Annotated in this window: 16 protein-coding genes; 2 read left to right on the forward strand and 14 right to left on the reverse strand. The window is 73.0% G+C overall.

Annotation, left to right across the window (positions count from 1 at the left end; genetic code table 11):
• Positions 1 to 111: 111 nt before the first annotated feature.
• From pheT to infC, 7 genes are all read right to left on the reverse strand, one after another.
• Positions 112 to 2,640: a phenylalanine--tRNA ligase subunit beta gene (pheT, locus tag ACFWRO_RS14115; RefSeq protein WP_384509211.1), complete on the reverse strand. Its 2,529-nt coding sequence runs from the start codon at positions 2,638 to 2,640 to the stop codon at positions 112 to 114.
• Positions 2,640 to 3,767 (reverse strand): phenylalanine--tRNA ligase subunit alpha, encoded by a 1,128-nt coding sequence (gene pheS, locus ACFWRO_RS14120; RefSeq protein WP_384509214.1) that lies wholly within the window; start codon positions 3,765 to 3,767, stop codon positions 2,640 to 2,642. Before pheS ends, pheT begins: the two co-directional genes overlap by 1 nt.
• A 135-nt stretch (positions 3,768 to 3,902) precedes the next feature.
• Positions 3,903 to 5,051, reverse strand: a complete 1,149-nt coding sequence (locus ACFWRO_RS14125; RefSeq protein WP_384509217.1) for an ATP-binding protein — start codon at positions 5,049 to 5,051, stop codon at positions 3,903 to 3,905.
• 82 nt (positions 5,052 to 5,133) lie between these two features.
• Positions 5,134 to 5,973: a TrmH family RNA methyltransferase gene (locus tag ACFWRO_RS14130; protein ID WP_384509220.1), complete on the reverse strand. Its 840-nt coding sequence runs from the start codon at positions 5,971 to 5,973 to the stop codon at positions 5,134 to 5,136.
• A 173-nt stretch (positions 5,974 to 6,146) separates the two neighbouring features.
• Positions 6,147 to 6,533: a 50S ribosomal protein L20 gene (gene rplT, locus ACFWRO_RS14135; RefSeq protein ID WP_043227974.1), complete on the reverse strand. Its 387-nt coding sequence runs from the start codon at positions 6,531 to 6,533 to the stop codon at positions 6,147 to 6,149.
• A gap of 107 nt (positions 6,534 to 6,640) precedes the next feature.
• On the reverse strand, positions 6,641 to 6,835 hold the full coding sequence (rpmI, locus tag ACFWRO_RS14140; protein WP_329122635.1) for a 50S ribosomal protein L35: 195 nt from the start codon (positions 6,833 to 6,835) through the stop codon (positions 6,641 to 6,643).
• Between the two features lie 123 nt (positions 6,836 to 6,958).
• On the reverse strand, positions 6,959 to 7,660 hold the full coding sequence (infC, locus tag ACFWRO_RS14145) for a translation initiation factor IF-3 (protein WP_384509223.1): 702 nt from the start codon (positions 7,658 to 7,660) through the stop codon (positions 6,959 to 6,961).
• Positions 7,661 to 7,993: 333 nt separating this feature from the next.
• Between infC and ACFWRO_RS14150 the strand changes: the two genes are divergently transcribed.
• Positions 7,994 to 8,353 carry a DUF1844 domain-containing protein gene (locus ACFWRO_RS14150; protein ID WP_315895874.1) on the forward strand — a complete coding sequence of 120 codons (360 nt, stop codon included), beginning with the start codon at positions 7,994 to 7,996 and terminating at the stop codon, positions 8,351 to 8,353.
• Between the two features lie 63 nt (positions 8,354 to 8,416).
• Here ACFWRO_RS14150 and ACFWRO_RS14155 read toward each other — a convergent pair whose 3' ends face one another.
• The 3 genes from ACFWRO_RS14155 to ACFWRO_RS14165 all read right to left on the reverse strand — a co-directional run bounded on the left by ACFWRO_RS14155 (position 8,417) and on the right by ACFWRO_RS14165 (position 11,541).
• A complete protein-coding gene (locus tag ACFWRO_RS14155; protein ID WP_384509226.1) occupies positions 8,417 to 9,151 on the reverse strand; it encodes an SseB family protein in 735 nt (244 codons plus the stop codon).
• Between the two features lie 240 nt (positions 9,152 to 9,391).
• Entirely contained in the window at positions 9,392 to 10,594 is a 1,203-nt protein-coding gene (gene mycP, locus ACFWRO_RS14160) for a type VII secretion-associated serine protease mycosin (RefSeq protein ID WP_384509229.1), read from the reverse strand.
• Positions 10,591 to 11,541, reverse strand: a complete 951-nt coding sequence (locus tag ACFWRO_RS14165) for a hypothetical protein (protein WP_384509231.1) — start codon at positions 11,539 to 11,541, stop codon at positions 10,591 to 10,593. The genes mycP and ACFWRO_RS14165 overlap by 4 nt, the downstream gene beginning before the upstream one ends.
• Positions 11,542 to 12,265: 724 nt before the next feature.
• Here ACFWRO_RS14165 and ACFWRO_RS14170 point away from each other — a divergent pair.
• Positions 12,266 to 13,468, forward strand: a complete 1,203-nt coding sequence (locus tag ACFWRO_RS14170) for an amino acid deaminase/aldolase (RefSeq protein WP_384509234.1) — start codon at positions 12,266 to 12,268, stop codon at positions 13,466 to 13,468.
• Between the two features lie 13 nt (positions 13,469 to 13,481).
• On the opposite strand, the gene ACFWRO_RS14175 is transcribed toward ACFWRO_RS14170, so the two are convergent.
• Genes ACFWRO_RS14175 through ACFWRO_RS14190 form a run of 4 tightly spaced genes read right to left on the reverse strand, consistent with a single transcriptional unit; the run spans position 13,482 to position 18,009 of the window.
• The gene (locus tag ACFWRO_RS14175) at positions 13,482 to 14,417 is read right to left on the reverse strand and encodes a DUF2510 domain-containing protein (protein WP_384509237.1); all 936 of its coding nucleotides are present in this window, start codon (positions 14,415 to 14,417) and stop codon (positions 13,482 to 13,484) included.
• A 36-nt stretch (positions 14,418 to 14,453) separates the two neighbouring features.
• On the reverse strand, positions 14,454 to 15,266 hold the full coding sequence (locus ACFWRO_RS14180; RefSeq protein ID WP_384509239.1) for a 3-oxoacyl-ACP reductase: 813 nt from the start codon (positions 15,264 to 15,266) through the stop codon (positions 14,454 to 14,456).
• A complete protein-coding gene (locus ACFWRO_RS14185; protein ID WP_384509241.1) occupies positions 15,263 to 16,636 on the reverse strand; it encodes an aldehyde dehydrogenase family protein in 1,374 nt (457 codons plus the stop codon). The genes ACFWRO_RS14180 and ACFWRO_RS14185 overlap by 4 nt, the downstream gene beginning before the upstream one ends.
• An 8-nt stretch (positions 16,637 to 16,644) precedes the next feature.
• The gene (locus tag ACFWRO_RS14190) at positions 16,645 to 18,009 is read right to left on the reverse strand and encodes a glutamine synthetase family protein (protein WP_384509243.1); all 1,365 of its coding nucleotides are present in this window, start codon (positions 18,007 to 18,009) and stop codon (positions 16,645 to 16,647) included.
• Positions 18,010 to 18,081: the final 72 nt, after the last annotated feature.

An 18,081-nucleotide genomic window follows, 5' to 3' on the forward strand; every position in this document is an offset into this window, starting at 1 on the left:
CGGACCCTCCACCCCCCGGAGCCCCTCCCCGCCGTGGCTCACGGTCGGCCCCACACCGCCGGTGGGGCGGGCCGGGGTCCCCGGGGCCGGCCCCTCCGGGGAGCGTTCCGCTCAGGCGCCGCGCAGCACGGCGCCCGTGCGCTCGGACGCCAGGGCGACGGCCGCGTCGCGCGCGGCGCTGGCCTCGTCGACCGTGAGCGTGCGGTCCGCGGCGCGGAACTTCAGCGCGTACGCCAGGGACTTCTTGCCCGCGCCGAGCTGGTCGCCGGTGTACACGTCGAACAGCCGGATGGCCTCCAGGAGTTCACCGGCGCCGTCGCGCAGCGCGGCCTCGACCGTCTCGGTCGGGACCGCCGCGTCGACGACCAGGGCGACGTCCTGGGTGGCGACCGGGAAGGAGGAGATGCTCGGGGCCTTCAGGGGGCCCTCGTTGGCCTGCTCCACCAGGTCCAGGTCCAGCTCCATCGCGCAGGTGCGGTCGGGCAGGCCGAGCGCCTTGACGACGCGCGGGTGCAGCTCGCCGCCGTGGCCGACGAGGACCTTCTCGCCGTCGACGACCACGTGGAACGCGGCGCAGCGGCCCGGGTGCCACGGGGCGTGCTGGTCGGAGCTGATGATCAGCTCGACCCCGGCCTCGGCGGCCACCGTGCGCGCCGCCTGGACGGCGTCGGCCCAGTCGGCCGGGCGGCCCTTGCCCCACCAGCCGGCCTGCTCGCGGGCCCCGGCGAGGACGACGGCCACGCGGCGCGGCTGCGCGGGCAGCGCGGCGTTGACGCCTGCGATCTCCTCGTCGGTGGGACGGCGGTCGACGGGCAGCCGGACGGCGACCCCCGGCCGGTCGCCCGGCCGGAAGACCAGACCGGTCTCGAAGAGCGCCAGGTCGTGGCTGCCGCGCCCGTTGTTGCGGCGCAGCGCGCCGAGCAGGCCCGGCAGCAGCGTCGTACGGAGCGCGGGCTCCTCGTCGGAGAGCGGGTTGACGAGCGTGACCACGCGGCGACGGGCGTCGTCCGCGTCCAGGCCGAGCTGGTCGAAGACCTGCGCGCCGATGAACGGGTAGTTCAGCGCCTCGACGTAACCGGCGCCGGCCAGCGCGCGGCCGACCCGGCGGTGGGTGCGCTGGCTCTCGGTGAGGCCACGCCCGGCGGGCGGCTTGGGCAGCGTCGAGGGCAGGTTCTCGTACCCCTCCAGCCGGATGACCTCTTCGGCGAGGTCGTTCGGCACCCACAGGTCGGGGCGCCACGACGGGACGGTGACGATCAGCTCGTCCTGGCCGTAGACGTCGCAGCCGATCTCCTGGAGACGGCGGACGACGGTCTCGCGGCCGTAGGCGACGCCCGCGACCTTGTCCGGGTGGTTCGCCGGCATGGTGACCGTACGGGGCGCGGACGGGGCGACGATCTCGGTGACCCCGGCCTCGGCCGTGCCGCCCGCGAGCAGCACGAGCAGGTCGACGCAGCGCTGCGCGGCGGCGGAGGCGGCCTGCGGGTCGACGCCGCGCTCGAAGCGCCGGGACGCCTCGGAGGCCAGCTTGTGCCGGCGGGCCGTACGGGCGATCGAGATCGCGTCGAAGTGCGCGGCCTCGATGACGATCTCGGTGGTGCCCGTGACGATGCCCGTCTCGGGGTCGGTCACCGGGTCGGCGATCTCGGTGTGGGCGCCGCCCATCACGCCGGCCAGACCGATCGGGCCGGTGTTGTCGGTGATCAGGAGGTCGCCGGAGTCGAGGACGCGCTTGGCGCCGTCGAGCATGGTGATCGTCTCTCCGGCGGCGGCACGGCGGACGCCGATGGGGCCCGCGAGCCGGGTGCGGTCGTAGGCGTGCAGCGGCTGACCGAGCTCCAGCATCACGTAGTTGGTGATGTCCACGGCGAGCGAGATCGGGCGCATGCCCGCCTTCTGCAGGCGGCGGCTCATCCAGATCGGGGTGCGCGCCTCGGGCGCGACACCGACGACGGTGCGCGCGGTGAAGCGGTCGCAGCCCATCGGGTCGATGACCTGGACGGGGTAGCCGTACGAGTTCGGCGCGGGCACGTCGAGCAGCGCCGGGTCGCGCAGCGGCAGGCCGTACGCGATGGCGGTCTCGCGGGCGACGCCGCGCATCGAGAGGCAGTAGCCGCGGTCGGGCGTGACGGCGATGTCGAGGACCTCGTCGTACAGCTCCAGGAGCTTCGTGGCGTCGATGCCGATCTCGAGCTCGGGCGGCAGCACGATGATGCCGTGCGAGCCGTCGTCGCCCATGCCCAGCTCGTCGCCGGAGCAGATCATGCCGCGGGAGACCCGGCCGTACGTCTTGCGCTCGGCGATCCGGAAGTCACCGGGGAGCACGGCGCCGGGCAGGGCCACGACGACCTTGTCGCCCTCGGCGAAGTTCCGGGCGCCGCAGATGATCTCCTGGGGCTCGCCGGTGCCGTTGGCCTGGCCGACGTCGACGGTGCAGAAGCGGATGGGCTTCTTGAACTCCGTCAGCTCCTCGATGGTGAGGACCCTGCCGACCACCAGCGGGCCGGTCAGGCCGGCGCCGAGCTGCTCGACGGTCTCGACCTCGAGTCCTGCCGAAATGAGCTTGGCCTGGACGTCACGTCCGGTCTCCGTCGCCGGCAGGTCGACGTACTCCCGCAGCCAAGAAAGCGGGACCCGCATCAGATCTCCATCCCGAACGGCCGGGTGAACCTGACGTCACCCTCGACCATGTCTCGCATGTCATCGACGTTGTGGCGGAACATCAGCATCCGCTCGATGCCGAACCCGAAGGCGAATCCGCTGTACTTCTCCGGGTCGACACCGCAGGCGACGAGCACCTTGGGGTTGACCATGCCGCAGCCGCCCAGCTCGATCCAGCCCTCGCTGCCGCAGGTGCGGCAGGGGCGGTCGGGGTTGCCGACGGACTCGCCGCGGCAGACGTAGCAGAGCATGTCCATCTCGGCGGACGGCTCGGTGAACGGGAAGAAGTTCGGGCGGAGCCGGGTCTTCATGTCGGCCCCGAAGAGCGCCTGGACCATGTGGTCGAGGGTGCCCTTGAGGTCGGCCATGGTCAGGCCCTCGTCGACGGCGAGCAGCTCGATCTGGTGGAAGACCGGGGTGTGCGTGGCGTCGAGCTCGTCGGTGCGGTAGACGCGGCCGGGGCAGACGACGTAGACCGGGGGCTCCCGGTCGATGAGCGTGCGGGCCTGCACCGGGGAGGTGTGCGTCCGCAGCACGACACCGGACTCGTCGCCGGTGGTGCCCTCGGGGCCCTGGACGAAGAAGGTGTCCTGCATCTGGCGCGCCGGGTGGTCCGGCACGAAGTTGAGGGCGTCGAAGTTGAACCACTCCGCCTCGACCTCGGGGCCCTCGGCGACCTCGTACCCCATGGATACGAAGACGTCGGCGACCCGCTCCATGAGCGTGGTCAGCGGGTGGCGTGCGCCGGCCGGAACCCGGTCGTACGGCAGGGTGACGTCGACCGCCTCCTCGACCAGGACGCGGGCGTCGCGCTCGTCCTCGAGCTCGGCCTGGCGGGTGGCGAGGGCCTTGGAGACGGCGCCGCGGGCCTGGCCCACGATCTTGCCGGCCGCGGCCTTGGCCTGCGGCGGCAGCGCGCCGATCTCGCGGTTGGCGAGCGCGAGCGGCGAGGTGCCGCCGGTGTGCGCGACCTTCGCGTGCGCGAGGGCGTCGAGGTCACCCGCGGCGGCGAAGGCGGCGAGCGCCTCGTCCCGCATGCGCTCGATCTCTTCCGGTTTCAAGGCCTCGACCTCGACGGGGTCGTACGACTTATTGGGTGCGGACATCTCTTCCCGTGCTTCCGTTTGGCTGGCTGGGCGGCCCCGCTCGACGACAAGGGCGCAAACGTGCCAAAGGTCGAGTCTAACGGGGCGCGGGGACGCGAATGAGCCCGTGGGCGGCCCGGGCGGCTGCTGATCTCGTCAGGCGAGATAGGCCGGGGCGCCGACGGGCAGGATAAATCGGAACTCGGCGCCGCCGCGGGGACCGCGTCCGACGGTGATCGTTCCGCCGTGGGCCTCGACGAGGCCCTTGACGATGTAGAGGCCGAGTCCGGTGCCACCACGCTTGCTACCCCGCCAGAAGCGGGTGAAGACACGGCCCATCGACTCCTCGGGGATGCCGGGGCCTTCGTCGCTCACGGTGACCGCCGTTCCCTTCTCTCCGTCGGGGGTGTCGCAGGTGGGTGCCACCTCGATGGTGACGGTTCCCTCGCCGTGGCGCACCGCATTTTCCAGCAGGTTGCCGAGGACCTGGTCGACCTTGTCGGGGTCGGCCCACAGGTCGGGCAGCTGGGGCCGGACGCGGACGAAGAAGCGGTCCGGGGACTGGCCGCCGGTGGTGTGGGCCTGGATGTGCCGGCCGACGGCGGCGGCGATGTCGACGGGCTGGCGGCGCACCTCCAGGCGGCCCGAGTCGATCCGGGAGATGTCGAGGAGCTCGGCGATGAGCCGGGTGACGCGGTTGGCGTCGGCGTCGACGGTCTCCAGCATCAGCCGCTTCTGGTCGTCGGTGAACCGCTCCCACTTGGCGAGCAGGGTCGCGGTGAAGCCCTTGACCGAGGTCAGCGGGGAGCGCAGCTCGTGGGCGACGGTGGCGATGAGCTCGGCGTGGCTGCGTTCGGTACGGCGCCTGGCCTCGGTGCCGCGCAACGAGACGACGACGCGGCGGACGGGCCCTGTGGGGTGCTCGCGGACGTAGCGGGCGGAGACGAGGACCTCGCGGCCGCCGGGCAGGAGCAGGTTGCGCTCGGGCTGGCCGCGCCGGGTGGCGAGGCCGCCGTACGGGTCGGTGAGGGTCCACCAGCGGCGGCCCTTGAGGTCCTCGAGGGGCAGCGCCTGTTCGAGCGGGAGGCCGAGGGCCTTGCCCGGGGGCACGGAGGTGATGCGGGCGGCGGCGGCGTTGAAGCAGACGACGTGTCCGGTGGCGTCGGCGACGACGAGGCCGTCGGGCAGCTCGTCGGGGTCGATGCCGGGGACGCCCGGCGCTTCGGTGGGGGACCCGTCCGGGTCCTCCGGGGCATCCGGCACGGCACTCCGTGCCTGTGCGGGACTGTCCGTGCCGACCGTCATCCCCGTTCCCCACCCCTCCGTGTAGCGCAGTGGGCCCCCGAGTTCGTCACCCTACTAGGTGCGGGTGGCGCTTTGGAGCCCCTCAGCGGGAGGTTCGGGGGCGCTGGGCTCGCGCGGAGGCGTAGAGGCACACGGCGGCCGCCGTCGCGAGGTTCAGGCTCTCGGCCTTGCCGTGGATCGGCACGCGCACCACGGCGTCCGCCAGGGCGCGGGTCTCCTCGGGCAGCCCCCAGGCCTCGTTGCCGAAGACCCAGGCGGTGGGCCCGCCCATGGTGCCGGCGTCCAGCTCGTCGTCGAGGTCGTCCTGCCCTGCGCCGTCGGCGGCCAGGATCCGTACGCCCACGCTCTTCAGTCCGGCGACGGCCTGCTCGACCGGGACGCCGACGACGACCGGGAGGTGGAAGAGGGAGCCGACGGAGGCGCGGACGGACTTGGGGTTGTAGAGGTCGACGGAGGCGTCGGTGAGGATGACCGCGTCGGCGCCGGCCGCGTCGGCGCAGCGCAGCACGGTGCCGGCGTTCCCGGGGTCGCGTACGTGGGCGAGGACGGCGACCAGCTTGGGCCGGGCCGCGAGGACCTCCTCGAACGGCGAGTCGAGGAAGCGGCAGACCCCGACGAGCCCCTGCGGCGTGACGGTCTGGGAGACCTCGGCGAGGACGGTGGCGTCGGCGTAGTGGACCCGGGCGCCGGCCGAACGGGCCGCGTCGACGATCCCGTCGTACCGCTCGGCGGCCTCGACGGTGGTGAAGAGCTCGACGAGGGTGGGCTCACCGGAGCCGCCGCGGTGCTCGACGGCCTCGCGGACGGCCTGCGGGCCCTCGGCGATGAAGAGGCGGTCCTTGCCCCGGAAGTTGCGCTTGGCGAGCCGCCTGGCGGCGACGACACGCGGCGAACGCGGGGAGATCAGCTCAGGGGTACCCATGGGGTCGGTTGGCTCTTTTCGGCGGTCCGGGCGGGATGGTCGCGGTCCGGAGTGATCGAGGTCCGGGGTGATCGGGGTGCGGGCGTGCTCGGGTCTTGTTCGCCCCGAACACGAACCGGACCCGCAGGCCCGAAGGCCTGCGGGTCCGGTGCAGAAGATCTGCGGCCTGGAGATCAGGCAGCGGCCTTCGGGGCGTTGACGTCGGCCGGGAGGGCCTTCTGAGCGACCTCGACGAGCGCGGCGAACGCGTTCGAGTCGTTGACGGCCAGCTCGGCGAGGATCTTGCGGTCCACCTCGATGTTGGCGGCCTTCAGACCCTGGATGAGGCGGTTGTACGTCATGCCGTTCTGGCGGGCAGCGGCGTTGATGCGCTGGATCCACAGCTGACGGAAGTCGCCCTTGCGCTTCTTGCGGTCGTTGTAGTTGTAGACCAGGGAGTGGGTGACCTGCTCCTTGGCCTTGCGGTACAGGCGCGAGCGCTGACCGCGGTAGCCGGAGGCCGCCTCGAGGATCGCCCGGCGCTTCTTGTGGGCGTTGACTGCCCGCTTGACGCGTGCCACTTGTTAACTCCTTGTAGCGGGGTCGTGGTTGGACTCACACGACCCGAAAACGAATTGGTCCCGGACTGGCCGGATGGCCCTCGTCACCGAGGGCACGAGACGATCGGTCAGATGCCCAGCATCTTCTTGATGGTCTTGGTGTCACCCGGGGCCATCTCGGCGTTGCCGGTGAGGCGACGCGTCAGCTTGGACGACTTGTGCTCGAGCAGGTGGCGCTTGCCGGCGCGCTCGCGCAGGATCTTGCCGGAGCCGGTGACCTTGAAGCGCTTCTTGGCACCGGAGTGCGTCTTGTTCTTCGGCATAGCGCCGTTATCTCCTCGTCAGTGGCGCTCCCCCGGTGCGTGCACCGGACAACCAGGAGCGTCATATCTTCGTTTGGTGGTTCCGGGCAGGGCCCGGGGCTGCCTGGGTGGCAGCCCCCCGGGTCACGCCTCGGGGTTCTCGGCCTCGGCGGGAGCCTCGGCCGAAGCCTCCTCGGCCGGAGCCTCGGCGGTGTCGTCGGACGTGATGCCCTGACGCTCCGCCTTGCGCGCGGCCTGGGCCTCACGCGCCTCGGCCATGGCCTCGGTCTTCTTCTTGTGCGGGCCAAGAACCATGATCATGTTCCGGCCGTCCTGCTTGGGGTTGGACTCGATGAAGCCAAGCTCCTCGACGTCCGAAGCCAGCCGCTGAAGCAGCCGGAAGCCAAGCTCGGGGCGGGACTGCTCACGACCACGGAACATGATCGTGATCTTGACCTTGTCGCCCTGCTTGAGGAACCGAACGACGTGACCCTTCTTGGTGTCATAGTCGTGCGGGTCGATCTTCGGCCGGAGCTTCATCTCCTTGATGACCGTGTGCGCCTGGTTCTTGCGCGCCTCACGGGCCTTCATGGCCGACTCGTACTTGAACTTCCCGTAGTCCATGAGCTTGCAGACGGGCGGACGGGCGGTCGCCGCCACCTCGACGAGGTCGAGGTCGTACTCCTGAGCAAGCTCAAGGGCCTTGGCAAGCGGAACAATCCCGACCTGCTCGCCGCTGGGACCGACAAGTCGCACTTCGGGAACGCGAATCCGGTCGTTGATGCGGGGCTCGGCGCTGATGGATCCTCCTCGGTAGCACCACGTGACCGCCTGGCGGACGGACACGTATGGTCTGTTTCAGTAGACCTACCGCGCCGGTACATGAAAAACGCCCCGGACGGGACACAGGCGGGGCTCCACGGAAATACCGGAGCACCGCCGCGGTCAACCGCGGGGCGCACATCGGGCGGCTCCATCGTCCGTACGGAACGATGGGCGCCACCTGACCGGTGACCCGCCGCCCGCGAGGGCGGCCAGGTGGGAGATCGGAGCCTCCACTTGTGGGCCGGGCACATAGGTGTCCGGCCGGTCGTTACACCAGGTTAGCAGGACCCGTCCCCGTTCGCGAACGGGGACGGCGGCGCCGGGCGGGCGCCCGGGTCCGCATATCGTGTGGGCATGAGCGAGACGCCCCAGAACGAGTCCCCCGACTTCGACGACATGACCCGTGACATCGCGGAGGTCCCCGCGGTGGAGGTCATCGTGACCGTCGCGGTGAACCTGATGAGCGCCGCCGCGGTGAAGCTCGGTCTCACCGAGGACGGTGAGAAGCACAAGGACCTCGACGAGGCCCGCAAGCTGGTCCACGCCCTGGCCGGCCTCCTCGACGCCGGCGCGACGGAGATCAGCTCCTTCCACGCGGCGCCGCTGCGGGACGGCCTGAAGTCCCTGCAGCTGGCCTTCCGCGAGGCGTCGATCGTCCCGGACGAGCCCGGCCAGGGCCCGGGCGAGAAGTACACGGGGCCGGTGTACGGCTAGCCGCAGGCCCCGTCAGTTAGTTCCGTACGTTAGGGGTACGGGGGTCGTCCCCCGTACCCCTCGTCAGTTCCGTACGTAGAAGGGCTCGCCCGGAGGCGTGGCCGAGGCCGGCAGGAGTGCCAGGTCCAGGCCGTGTACCAGGCGGGCCCTCAGTGTTTCGTCGGCGGCCAGGCCTCGGGCCACTCGCTGGGCCGCCTCCGCCGGGGCCGCGTCCTCGGCGAGGACGAGGGCGAGGGTGCCGTCGGCGGTGCCGGGGCCGAGGTGGGCGCGCAGGACCGCGGGCTCGGCGGCGACCGCGTTCCGTACCGCCTCCCGTACCGCCGGGTCGTCCAGGGGGTCCAGGCTGGTGCGGCCCTCGCCGAGGGCGAGCAGCGCGGGGCCGGTCAGCTGGTACGGGACGGGGCCCGCGAGGTCGAGGACGAGGGTGTCGGCCTTCTCGTGCGCGGCGGCCTGGAGGGCCTGGTGGAGGGGGACGGCAACCGGCCGGGCCTCGGGGTCCCAGAGCGCGAGCGAGGCGATCGACGTGAACGCGGGGAGCGCGCGGCGGTCTCCGGCGGTGAGCGTGGGGACGGCCATGTCGCTGGTCTTCTCGCGGCGAAGGCCCGTCTCGGGGTCCTCCTCGACCTCGCCGAGGACGGCGACGACGGGGACGAGCAGGCGCGCGTCCTTCAGGGCCGCCAGGACCGGGCCGTGGGCGGTTCTGTCCGCCGCCCAGGCCGCGAGGGCCTCGGTGAGCCGCGGGTCGGCGGTTCCGTCGTCGTCGGAGAAACCGGGGTCAGGGATGTTCTTGAGCGCCACGCACCGAGCCTAACCGCCGTCGCGGGGCGGTCAGTGCGGAGGGCGGGGCCAGGGCCTCTCGTTTGGATCAGGCCGGATCAGGGAGCGGGGTCTGGTGCGTGCGATCGCAAGGCGGAGGAGGGAGTCGACGCGGAGCGTCGGCGAGTGACGACAACGCGGCGTGGGGGTCCCCCCTGCTCGAAGAGCTTGGGGGAGTGCGTGCCAGGGCCCGCGAGCCCGGCATGATCTGAACGAGAGGCCCTAGGTGCGGCTGCCGCGCCACAGGACGACCGCGGCGGCGAGCAGGACGGCGCCGAGGCCGCCGGCGGCCGGGGCGAGCAGGCCGACCGGCTTGCCCTCGTCCTCGGCGGGCGGCTGCGGGCCGGGGCCGAAGAAGCGGCCCTTGTAGCCGGCGGCGGCGTTCTTGGGGTCGGCGGCCTTGAGCCGGAGGCCGGCCTTGATGGCGGCGGCCGGGTCGACGGTGCCGTAGCCCTTCTCGTCGCTGCGGCCGTTCTCGGGCCGGTCGCGGGCGGTGTCGATGAGGAGCTGCTTGACCTGGGCCGGGGTCAGGTCGGGGTGGGCGGAGCGGACGAGGGCGACGGCGCCGGAGACGAAGGCGGCGGCGGCGCTGGTGCCCCAGCCCGAGTAGTAGCGGCGGTCCGGGTCGGCGATGACGATGTCGAGGCCGGGGGCGCTGACCGTGGCGTACCAGCGGCTGGTGGAGAACGCGGCGCGGGTGCCCCACCGGTCGACGGCGGTGACGGCGACGACGCCGGGGTAGGCGGCGGGGTACGAGATGTGGTCGCCCTTCTCACCGCCGTTGCCGGCCGAGGCGACGACGGAGACGCCCTTGGCGAGGGCGTACTGGACGGCGGCGTCCTCGCCGGCGTCCGGGTGGGCGGACTTGGAGTCGTCGCCGAGGGAGAGGTTGATGACGTCGGCGCCGTGGTCGACGGCCCAGCGGATGCCTTCGGCGAGCGCGGTGCCGCGGGTCTTGCGGGCCTTGTCGCGGGACTTGTCGGCGCCTTCGAGGATGACGCGGACGGGCAGGATCTCGGCCTTGGGCGCGATGCCGAGGACGCCGTCCTGACGGCCGGCTCCGTGGCCGTGTCCGGCGATGATGCCGGCCATGGCGGTGCCGTGGCGGGCCCACGCGCGGTCGCCTCGTTCGGCGCCGAAGCCGACGAGGTCCTTGCCGGGGAGGACGGAGCCGGTGAGGTCGGGGTGGCCGGCGTCGACGCCGGTGTCGAGGACGGCGACGGTGATGCCCTCGCCCTTGGTGGTGCGCCAGGCCTCGGTCGTGCGCAGGGCTTCGAGGCCCCACTGGCGGGCGCGGATGGTGTCCGCGTACGCCGGGGTGGTGGTGGCGGGCAGGACGGCGAAGGCGGCGGCGAGGAGGGCGGCGAGCGCGCGGGGGTTGCGGAGCGCACGGGCGGCACGGGGAGCGCGGAGGGTCCGGTTCACGTGTCGGCGTCCTTCGCTGCCGTGGCGACCGTGGCGCGCAGGGCGCGTTCGATCTGGTCGGCGACGCCCTTCGCCTCGTGGCCGAGGCCTGCCTGGGCGGTGGGGCTGGTCTGTCCGTCGGCCATGGCCCGCGCGGCGGATTCGGGGGTGGCGACGGGGCGGCCGTCGGCGAAGCCGGAGACGGCGGTGACGACGACGGGGAGGTCGGCGAGGGCGCGGTTCGACCAGCTGGCGCGCTGCCCGGGGCCGAAGCGGGCGGCCACGGTGCCGGGGCCCGCGAGCGCGGGCGGCACGTCGGCGGCGAGCCGGGCGGCGGACTCGGTCGCGAGCGTCTGGGTGGCGGTGGGGTCGGCCTTGGTGAAGACCAGGCCGACGGTGATGACGCTGGAGGCGGTCGCGTCGGTGTAGGTGGCGCGCAGGACGCGGTCGCAGCCGACGGGGCGGAGCGTGGTGAGGACGCTCGCGGGCAGCACGGTCGCCGTGCAGGGGGTGTCGGGCGCGACGACGACGCGGGTCCAGGTGCGGTCGGCGGCGCCGGGGCCCTTGCCAGGACCGGCGAGGGTGCGGGGGAAGAGCGTGTCGACGGGGACGCTGTGCCACAGGGTGCCGGCCTCGGTGTAACCCTCCGGCTCGGGGGTCGCGCCGGCGTCGGTGGCGGCGAGGACGGCTCCCGCGAGGGCGCCGCCGAGGAGGCCGACGCCGAGGACGACGCAGGCCCCCGCCGCGACGACCCGGCCGACGGCCCGGCGGTCGCGGATGGGCCGCAGGCGGGTGGTGGTCTCGGCGGGCGTCTCGGGCGGTGCGGTGAAGGCCCGGTAGGCGCCGTACGTCCCGTACGTCTGCCCGCTCCGGGGCGGGAGGCCGCTGCCGGCGCCATGGCCTGTGCCTGGGCCGGGTGCGGCCTCGCGTATCGGCCGCAGCCGCGTGGTCGTCTCGACGGCGGGCACGTCGCTCCCGGCGGCGCCGGTGCGGGGCGCGGTGCCCCGCGGAGCGCTCGCGGGACGCGGCGGTCCGACGCGGGGGCCGGCTCCCGGAGCGGGGGCGCCCTCGGGCGCGGGCGCACGGCCGGAACCGACCTGCGGAGTCGCCGCCGGACGCGGAGGCACGACGCGGGGCCCGGATCCCGGAGCGGTAGCGCCCCCGGGCGCGGGCGTACCGGCCGCACCCGCGCGCGGAGCCGTCGCCGGACGCGGCGAACCGGCCGCCGGGCCGGTGGCGCGGTCGGGGCCGACCCGCGGAGCGCTCGCCGGACGCGGCGGTACGACGCGGGGGGCAGCTCCCGGAGCGGCGGCGTCGGGCGTGGGCGTACCGACGGCGCCTGTGCGCGGAGTCGTCGGCGGTGCGAGGCGCGGAGCGCCTCCCGCGGCCGTGGCACCCGTGCGAGCGGGCGTCGGCGGGGGTTGGGGCGGTCTCGGGGGGACGGGCGGGCGGGTCGCTGCCGGGTCCGGCGCGGGGGCGTTCGCATCGCCTCGGCCTGCGGGGGCGGACGGCGGCAGCAGGGCGTCGGTGATGCGGGAGGAGGCGGGGCGGTGCGCGTCAGTGCTCATGCCCGCCCCCTGGTGGTTCCTCGTCGTGCCTGCCCTGGCAATGCCCGCCACTCTACGGGCTGTTCCCCTCACCACGGGAACTCAGGGGCTACCCTCCCGTAAACCCGTCTGGCAAGCTCGGGCCATGACTCCCCGCGCCGCAGACCGGGCCCGGTACGACCGGGCCACCGCCCATCTCGACGCGCCCGTCGCCATCGTCGACCTGGAGGCTTTCGACACCAACGCCGACGACCTCGTCCGGCGGGCCGGGGGCAAGCCGGTCCGGGTGGCGAGCAAGTCGGTGCGGTGCCGGGCGCTCCTGGAGCGGGTCCTGGCGCGCGAGGGCTTCGCGGGGATCATGTCGTTCACGCTCGACGAGAGCCTGTGGCTGGCCCGCGCCGGGTTCGAGGACGTGCTGCTCGCGTACCCGTCCGCCGACCGGACCTCCTTCGGCGAACTGGCGAACGACGCGAAGCTCGCCGCCGCCGTGACGGTCATGGTCGACGACCCGGCGCAGCTGGAGCTGATCGACGCGGCCCGCGCGGGCGGCGCCGAGGAGATCCGGGTCTGCCTGGAGCTGGACACCTCCCTCCGGCTGCTCGGCGGCAAGGTGCGGATAGGGGCGCTGCGCTCGCCGCTGCGCGAGCCCGCCCAGCTCGCCGAGCTGGCCCGCTCGATCGCCCGGCGCCCCGGGTTCCGGCTGGTCGGGATCATGGCGTACGAGGGGCATGTCGCCGGGGTCGGGGACTCGGTGGCCGGGCGGCCGCTGCGGTCGCGGGCGATCCGGCTGATGCAGTCGGCGGCCCGCCGGGAGCTGGCGGCGCGGCGCGCGGCCGTGGTCCGTGCGGTACGGGCGGTGGCGCCGGACCTGGAGTTCGTCAACGGCGGCGGTACGGGCAGTGTGCAGCAGACGGCGGCCGAGGACGCGGTGACGGAGATCGCCGCCGGTTCGGGGCTCTACGTGCCGCGTCTCTTCGACAACTACACGTCCTTCACCGGCCGTCCGGCGGCCCTCTTCGCCCAGCCCGTCGTGCGCCGCCCCGGCGTCGGTGTGGTGACGGTGCTCGGCGGCGGCTACCCGGCCTCGGGCGCGGCGGGGGCGGACCGGCTGCCGGTCCCGTACCTGCCGGAGGGGCTCCGCTACGACCCGCAGGAGGGGCCCGGCGAAGTGCAGACCCCGCTGCTCGGCTCGGCGGCGGACGATCTCCTCATCGGGGACAAGGTGTGGTTCCGGCACGCGAAGGCCGGGGAGCTGTGCGAGCGGTTCGACAGCCTTCAGCTGATCGAGGGCGACCGGATCACGGCGACGGTGCCGACGTATCGGGGCGAGGGGCAAACGTTCCTGTAGCCCCGGGCCGTCCTCAGGTTCCCGGGGTGATCGAGCTGCCCACTCCCCCGTTGGTGTCGCTGCCGATGGGGCGGATGCCGCGGGTGATCTCGTCCATCAGGGCGAGCGACGGCCCGTCCGGGCCCGCGTCGAAGACGAAGCGCACGACGACCGGGGACTCGCTGCCCGTCGGGGACGGGAAGGCGAGCGACTGGACGTAGCCGCCGGGGCCCTTGTCGGTGGTGACCTGCCAGCGGACCAGGTAGCCCGTGCGGCCTGCGACGGCGGTGGGTCCCGCGGCGACCTGCTTGTGGGCGATCATCCGGCCGTAGGGGAGGCTGCCGAGGATGTCCTCCTCGTACGTCTCCTTGGCGGCGAGGGCCACGTCCTCCTTGGCGATCGCCTCGGGGGTCGAGGCGTCGGTGCGCGAGACCGCGTGCGAGGAGACCGTGCCGTGGCGGCACTCCTTGCTGCCGGAGGGGCACGGATACGTGCCGACGGTCGTCACGGTCGGCACCGGCCCCGAGTAGAACTCCGGCTTCTCCCAGCCGTTGACGATGGGGAGGGAAATGCCGTTGAGCTGGTCGTCGACCTGCGTGGCGTTCTTGTCCTCCTCCTCGTCCTCGGCGGGCGCGTCGCTGGTGGACGGCGCGGTGGGGGTGGTCGTGGCCGCCGTGGGAGCCGCCGTGGGCGGCTTCTCCTCGTCGTCGCCGCCGACTATGAGCACGCCCGCGACGACCGCCACCACCACGGCCACCGCGACGGCGGCGAGGAGCACGGCCCGGTTCCGCCCGGCGCGTGCGGACGGGGCCGGTGCGACGACCGGGGACGGCACGGTGGACGGCGTCACGGGCGGCGCCGCGTACGCGGCCTGCGCCTGCCGGGTGTGCGCGGTCCAGTTCGTACCGTCCCACCAGCGTTCGACGCCGGGGACGGCGGAGTCCGGGTACCAGCCAGGAGGAGTCGTCATGCTCATCCCATCAGACTAGGACCCGGACCGCAGCGCCTACAGCGGGGTCACGTACGCGCCCGAAATGCCGCCGTCCACGAGGAAATCGGTGGCATTGACGAAGGACGAGTCGTCGCTGGCGAGGAAGGCCACGGCGGCGGCGATCTCCTCGGCCTCGGCGAACCGGCCGACGGGGATGTGCACGAGCCGGCGCGCGGCGCGCTCCGGGTCCTTGGCGAACAGCTCCCGCAGGAGCGGGGTGTTGACCGGCCCGGGGCAGAGCGCGTTGACGCGGATGCCCTCGCGGGCGAACTGCACGCCCAGTTCGCGGGACATGGCGAGCACGCCGCCCTTGGAGGCGGTGTACGAGATCTGGCTGGTGGCCGCGCCCATGATGGCGACGAAGGAGGCGGTGTTGATGATGGAGCCCCGGCCCTGGCGCCGCATGTAGGGCAGGGCGGCCTTGCAGCACAGGTACACGGAGGTGAGGTTGACGTCCTGGACGCGCTTCCAGGCCTCCAGGCCCGTGGTGAGGATGGAGTCGTCGTCGGGCGGCGAGATGCCCGCGTTGTTGAAGGCGATGTCGACGGAGCCGTAGGTGTCGAAGGCGGTCTTGAAGAGCGCCTCGACCTGCTCGGGGTCGGTGACGTCGACCCGCACGAAGGTCCCGCCGACCTCCTCGGCGGCGGCCTTGCCGGCCGTCTCGTCGATGTCGCCGCAGACGACGTTCGCGCCCTCGGAGGCGAGGCGGCGGGCGGTCGCCAGGCCGATGCCGCTGCCGGCGCCGGTGATGACGGCGGTGCGGCCGACGAGGCGGCGGCAGACGGTCTCGCCGCTCGGGGTCTCGTTGCTCAGGGTCTCGTTGCTCACAGTGCGGGGCCCTCCGTGCTGATGAAGACGTTCTTGGTTTCGGTGAAGGCGGTCAGTGCGTCGGGGCCGAGCTCCCGGCCGAGGCCGGACTGCCGGTAGCCGCCGAAGGGGGTCCAGTAGCGGACGCTGGAGTGGGAGTTGACGGAGAGGTTGCCGGCCTTGACGGCGCGCGAGACGCGCAGGGCGCGGCCGACGTCCCGGGTCCAGATCGAGCCGGACAGGCCGTACTCGGTGGCGTTGGCGAGCCGTACGGCGTCCGCCTCGTCCTCGAAGGGCAGGACGACGGCGACCGGTCCGAAGACCTCCTCGACGGCGCAGGGCGCGTCCTCGGCGATGTCGGTGAGGACGGTCGGCGGGAACCAGAAGCCGGGGCCCTCGGGGGCCTTGCCTCGGATGCCGGGGAGGGTGTCGGGAACGTACGCCCGTACGCGGTCCAACTGGGCCTTGGAGATCAGCGGGCCCATCTGGGTCTTCTCGTCGGCCGGATCGCCGACGACGATCTCCTCGACGGCGGGGGTGAGCAGCTCCAGGAAGCGGTCGTACACGGAGCGCTGGACGAGGATGCGGGTGCGGGCGCAGCAGTCCTGGCCGCTGTTGTCGAGGAACGACATGGGCGCGGCCGCGGCGGCCGCCTCGATGTCGGCGTCGGCGAAGACGATGTTCGGGCTCTTGCCGCCGAGTTCGAGCGTCAGGCGCTTCACCTGGTCGGCGCACTTGGCCATGATGCTCTTGCCGACCCGGGTCGAGCCGGTGAAGACGATCTTGGCGATGCCGGGGTGTTCGACAAGCGCGTCGCCCGCGACGGCGCCCTCGCCCGGCAGGACCTGGAAGAGGCCTTCGGGGAGCCCGGCCTCCAGGGCGAGTTCGGCGAGGCGGAGCGCGGTGAGCGGGGTGGTCTCGGCGGGCTTGAGGATGACCGCGTTGCCGGCGGCGAGGGCGGGGGCGGTGGCCCAGGCCGCGATCGGCATGGGGAAGTTCCAGGGCGCGATCACGCCGACGACGCCGAGGGGTTCGAGGATCGTGACGTCGAGCCCGCCGGCGACCGGGATCTGCCGGCCGTTCAGCCGCTCCACTCCCCCGGCCGCGTAGTCGAGCAGGTCGCGGACGTTGCCGGCCTCCCAGCGGGCGTTGCCGAGGGTGTGTCCTGCCTCGCGTACTTCGAGGAGGGCCAGTTCCTCGGTGTGGGTGTCGACGACGGCGGCGAAGCGGCGCAGCAGCCGGGCCCGGTCGGCGGGGGCGGCGGCGGCCCAGCCGCGCTGGGCCTCGGTGGCCCGTACGACGGCGGCGTCGACGTCCTGCCGGGTGGCGGCGGGGACGGTGGCGACGACCTCCTCGGTCGCCGGGTTGATTACCTGGAGTTCCTGAAGCAACTCGTTCCTCACATGCGTTCGAAGGAGCGGCGCAGCTCCCAGTCGGTCACCGCGGCGTCGTACGCGTCCAGTTCGACGCGGGCCATGTTGCGGTAGTGCGCGACGACCTCGTCGCCGAAGGCGGCCTTGGCGATGGGGCTGGTCTCCCAGAGCTCGGCGGCCTCGCGCAGGGTGGTGGGGACGTGGGCGTAGTCGCCGGTGTAGGCGTTCCCCTCGCAGGCGGCGGGGAGTTCGAGCTTCTGCTCGATGCCGTACAGGCCGGCGGCGATCAGGCCGGCGACGGCGAGGTGCGGGTTGACGTCTCCGCCGGGGAGCCGGTTCTCGAAGCGCGTCGAGCGGCCGTGGCCGACGACGCGCAGGGAACAGGTGCGGTTGTCGACGCCCCAGGCGACGGCGGTAGGGGCGAAGGAGCCGGGCTGGAAGCGCTTGTAGGAGTTGATGTTGGGGGCGTAGAGGAGGGAGAAGTCGCGCAGGGCGGCGAGCTGTCCGGCGAGGAAGTGCCGCATGACCTCCGACATCCCGGCGGGCCCGTCACCTGCCATGACGTTCGTACCGTCGGCGTCCTGGAGCGAGAGGTGGATGTGGCAGGAGTTGCCCTCGCGCTCGTTGTACTTCGCCATGAAGGTGAGCGAGACGCCCTCCTGGGCGGCGATCTCCTTGGCGCCCGTCTTGTACACGGCGTGCTGGTCGCAGGTGACGAGGGCCTCGTCGTACTTGAAGGCGATCTCGTGCTGGCCGGGGTTGCACTCGCCCTTGGCGGACTCGACGGTCAGTCCGGCGCCGGCCATCTCGTTGCGGATCCGGCGCAGGAGGGGCTCGACGCGGCCGGTGCCGAGGACCGAGTAGTCGACGTTGTACTGGTTGACCGGCGTCAGGCCCCGGTAGTTCGCGTCCCAGGCCTGCTCGTAGGTGTCCTTGAAGACGATGAACTCCAGCTCCGTGCCGACGTGCGCGGTGTAGCCGTGCTCGGCGAGCCGGTCCAGCTGGCGGCGGAGGATCTGGCGGGGCGCGGCGACGACGGGCGAGCCGTCGCTCCAGGCGAGGTCGGCGACGAGCATCGCCGTACCCTCGTTCCAGGGGACGCGGCGCAGGGTGGCGAGGTCGGGGCGCATGGCGAAGTCGCCGTAGCCGCGGTCCCAGGAGGACATCGCGTATCCGTCGACCGTGTTCATCTCGGTGTCGACGGCCAGGAGATAGTTGCAGCCCTCGGTGCCGTGGTCGAGGACGTCGTCGAGGAAGAACGGTGCGGCGAACCGCTTGCCCTGGAGCCGTCCCTGCATGTCGGGGAAGGCCAGGACGACGGTGTCGATCTCACCGCTCGCGACGAGGGCGCGGAGCTCCTCGACGGAGAGCGGGGCTTTGCGGTCTGCCACGGGATTACTCCTCCTTGGGTCAGCCGGAAGCCATAAGGTATTGCCGAAGACCATTGCTTGGGAAGGGGAAAC

This window comes from Streptomyces sp. NPDC058579 (assembly GCF_042718575.1).
Classification (GTDB): Bacteria; Actinomycetota; Actinomycetes; order Streptomycetales; family Streptomycetaceae; genus Streptomyces.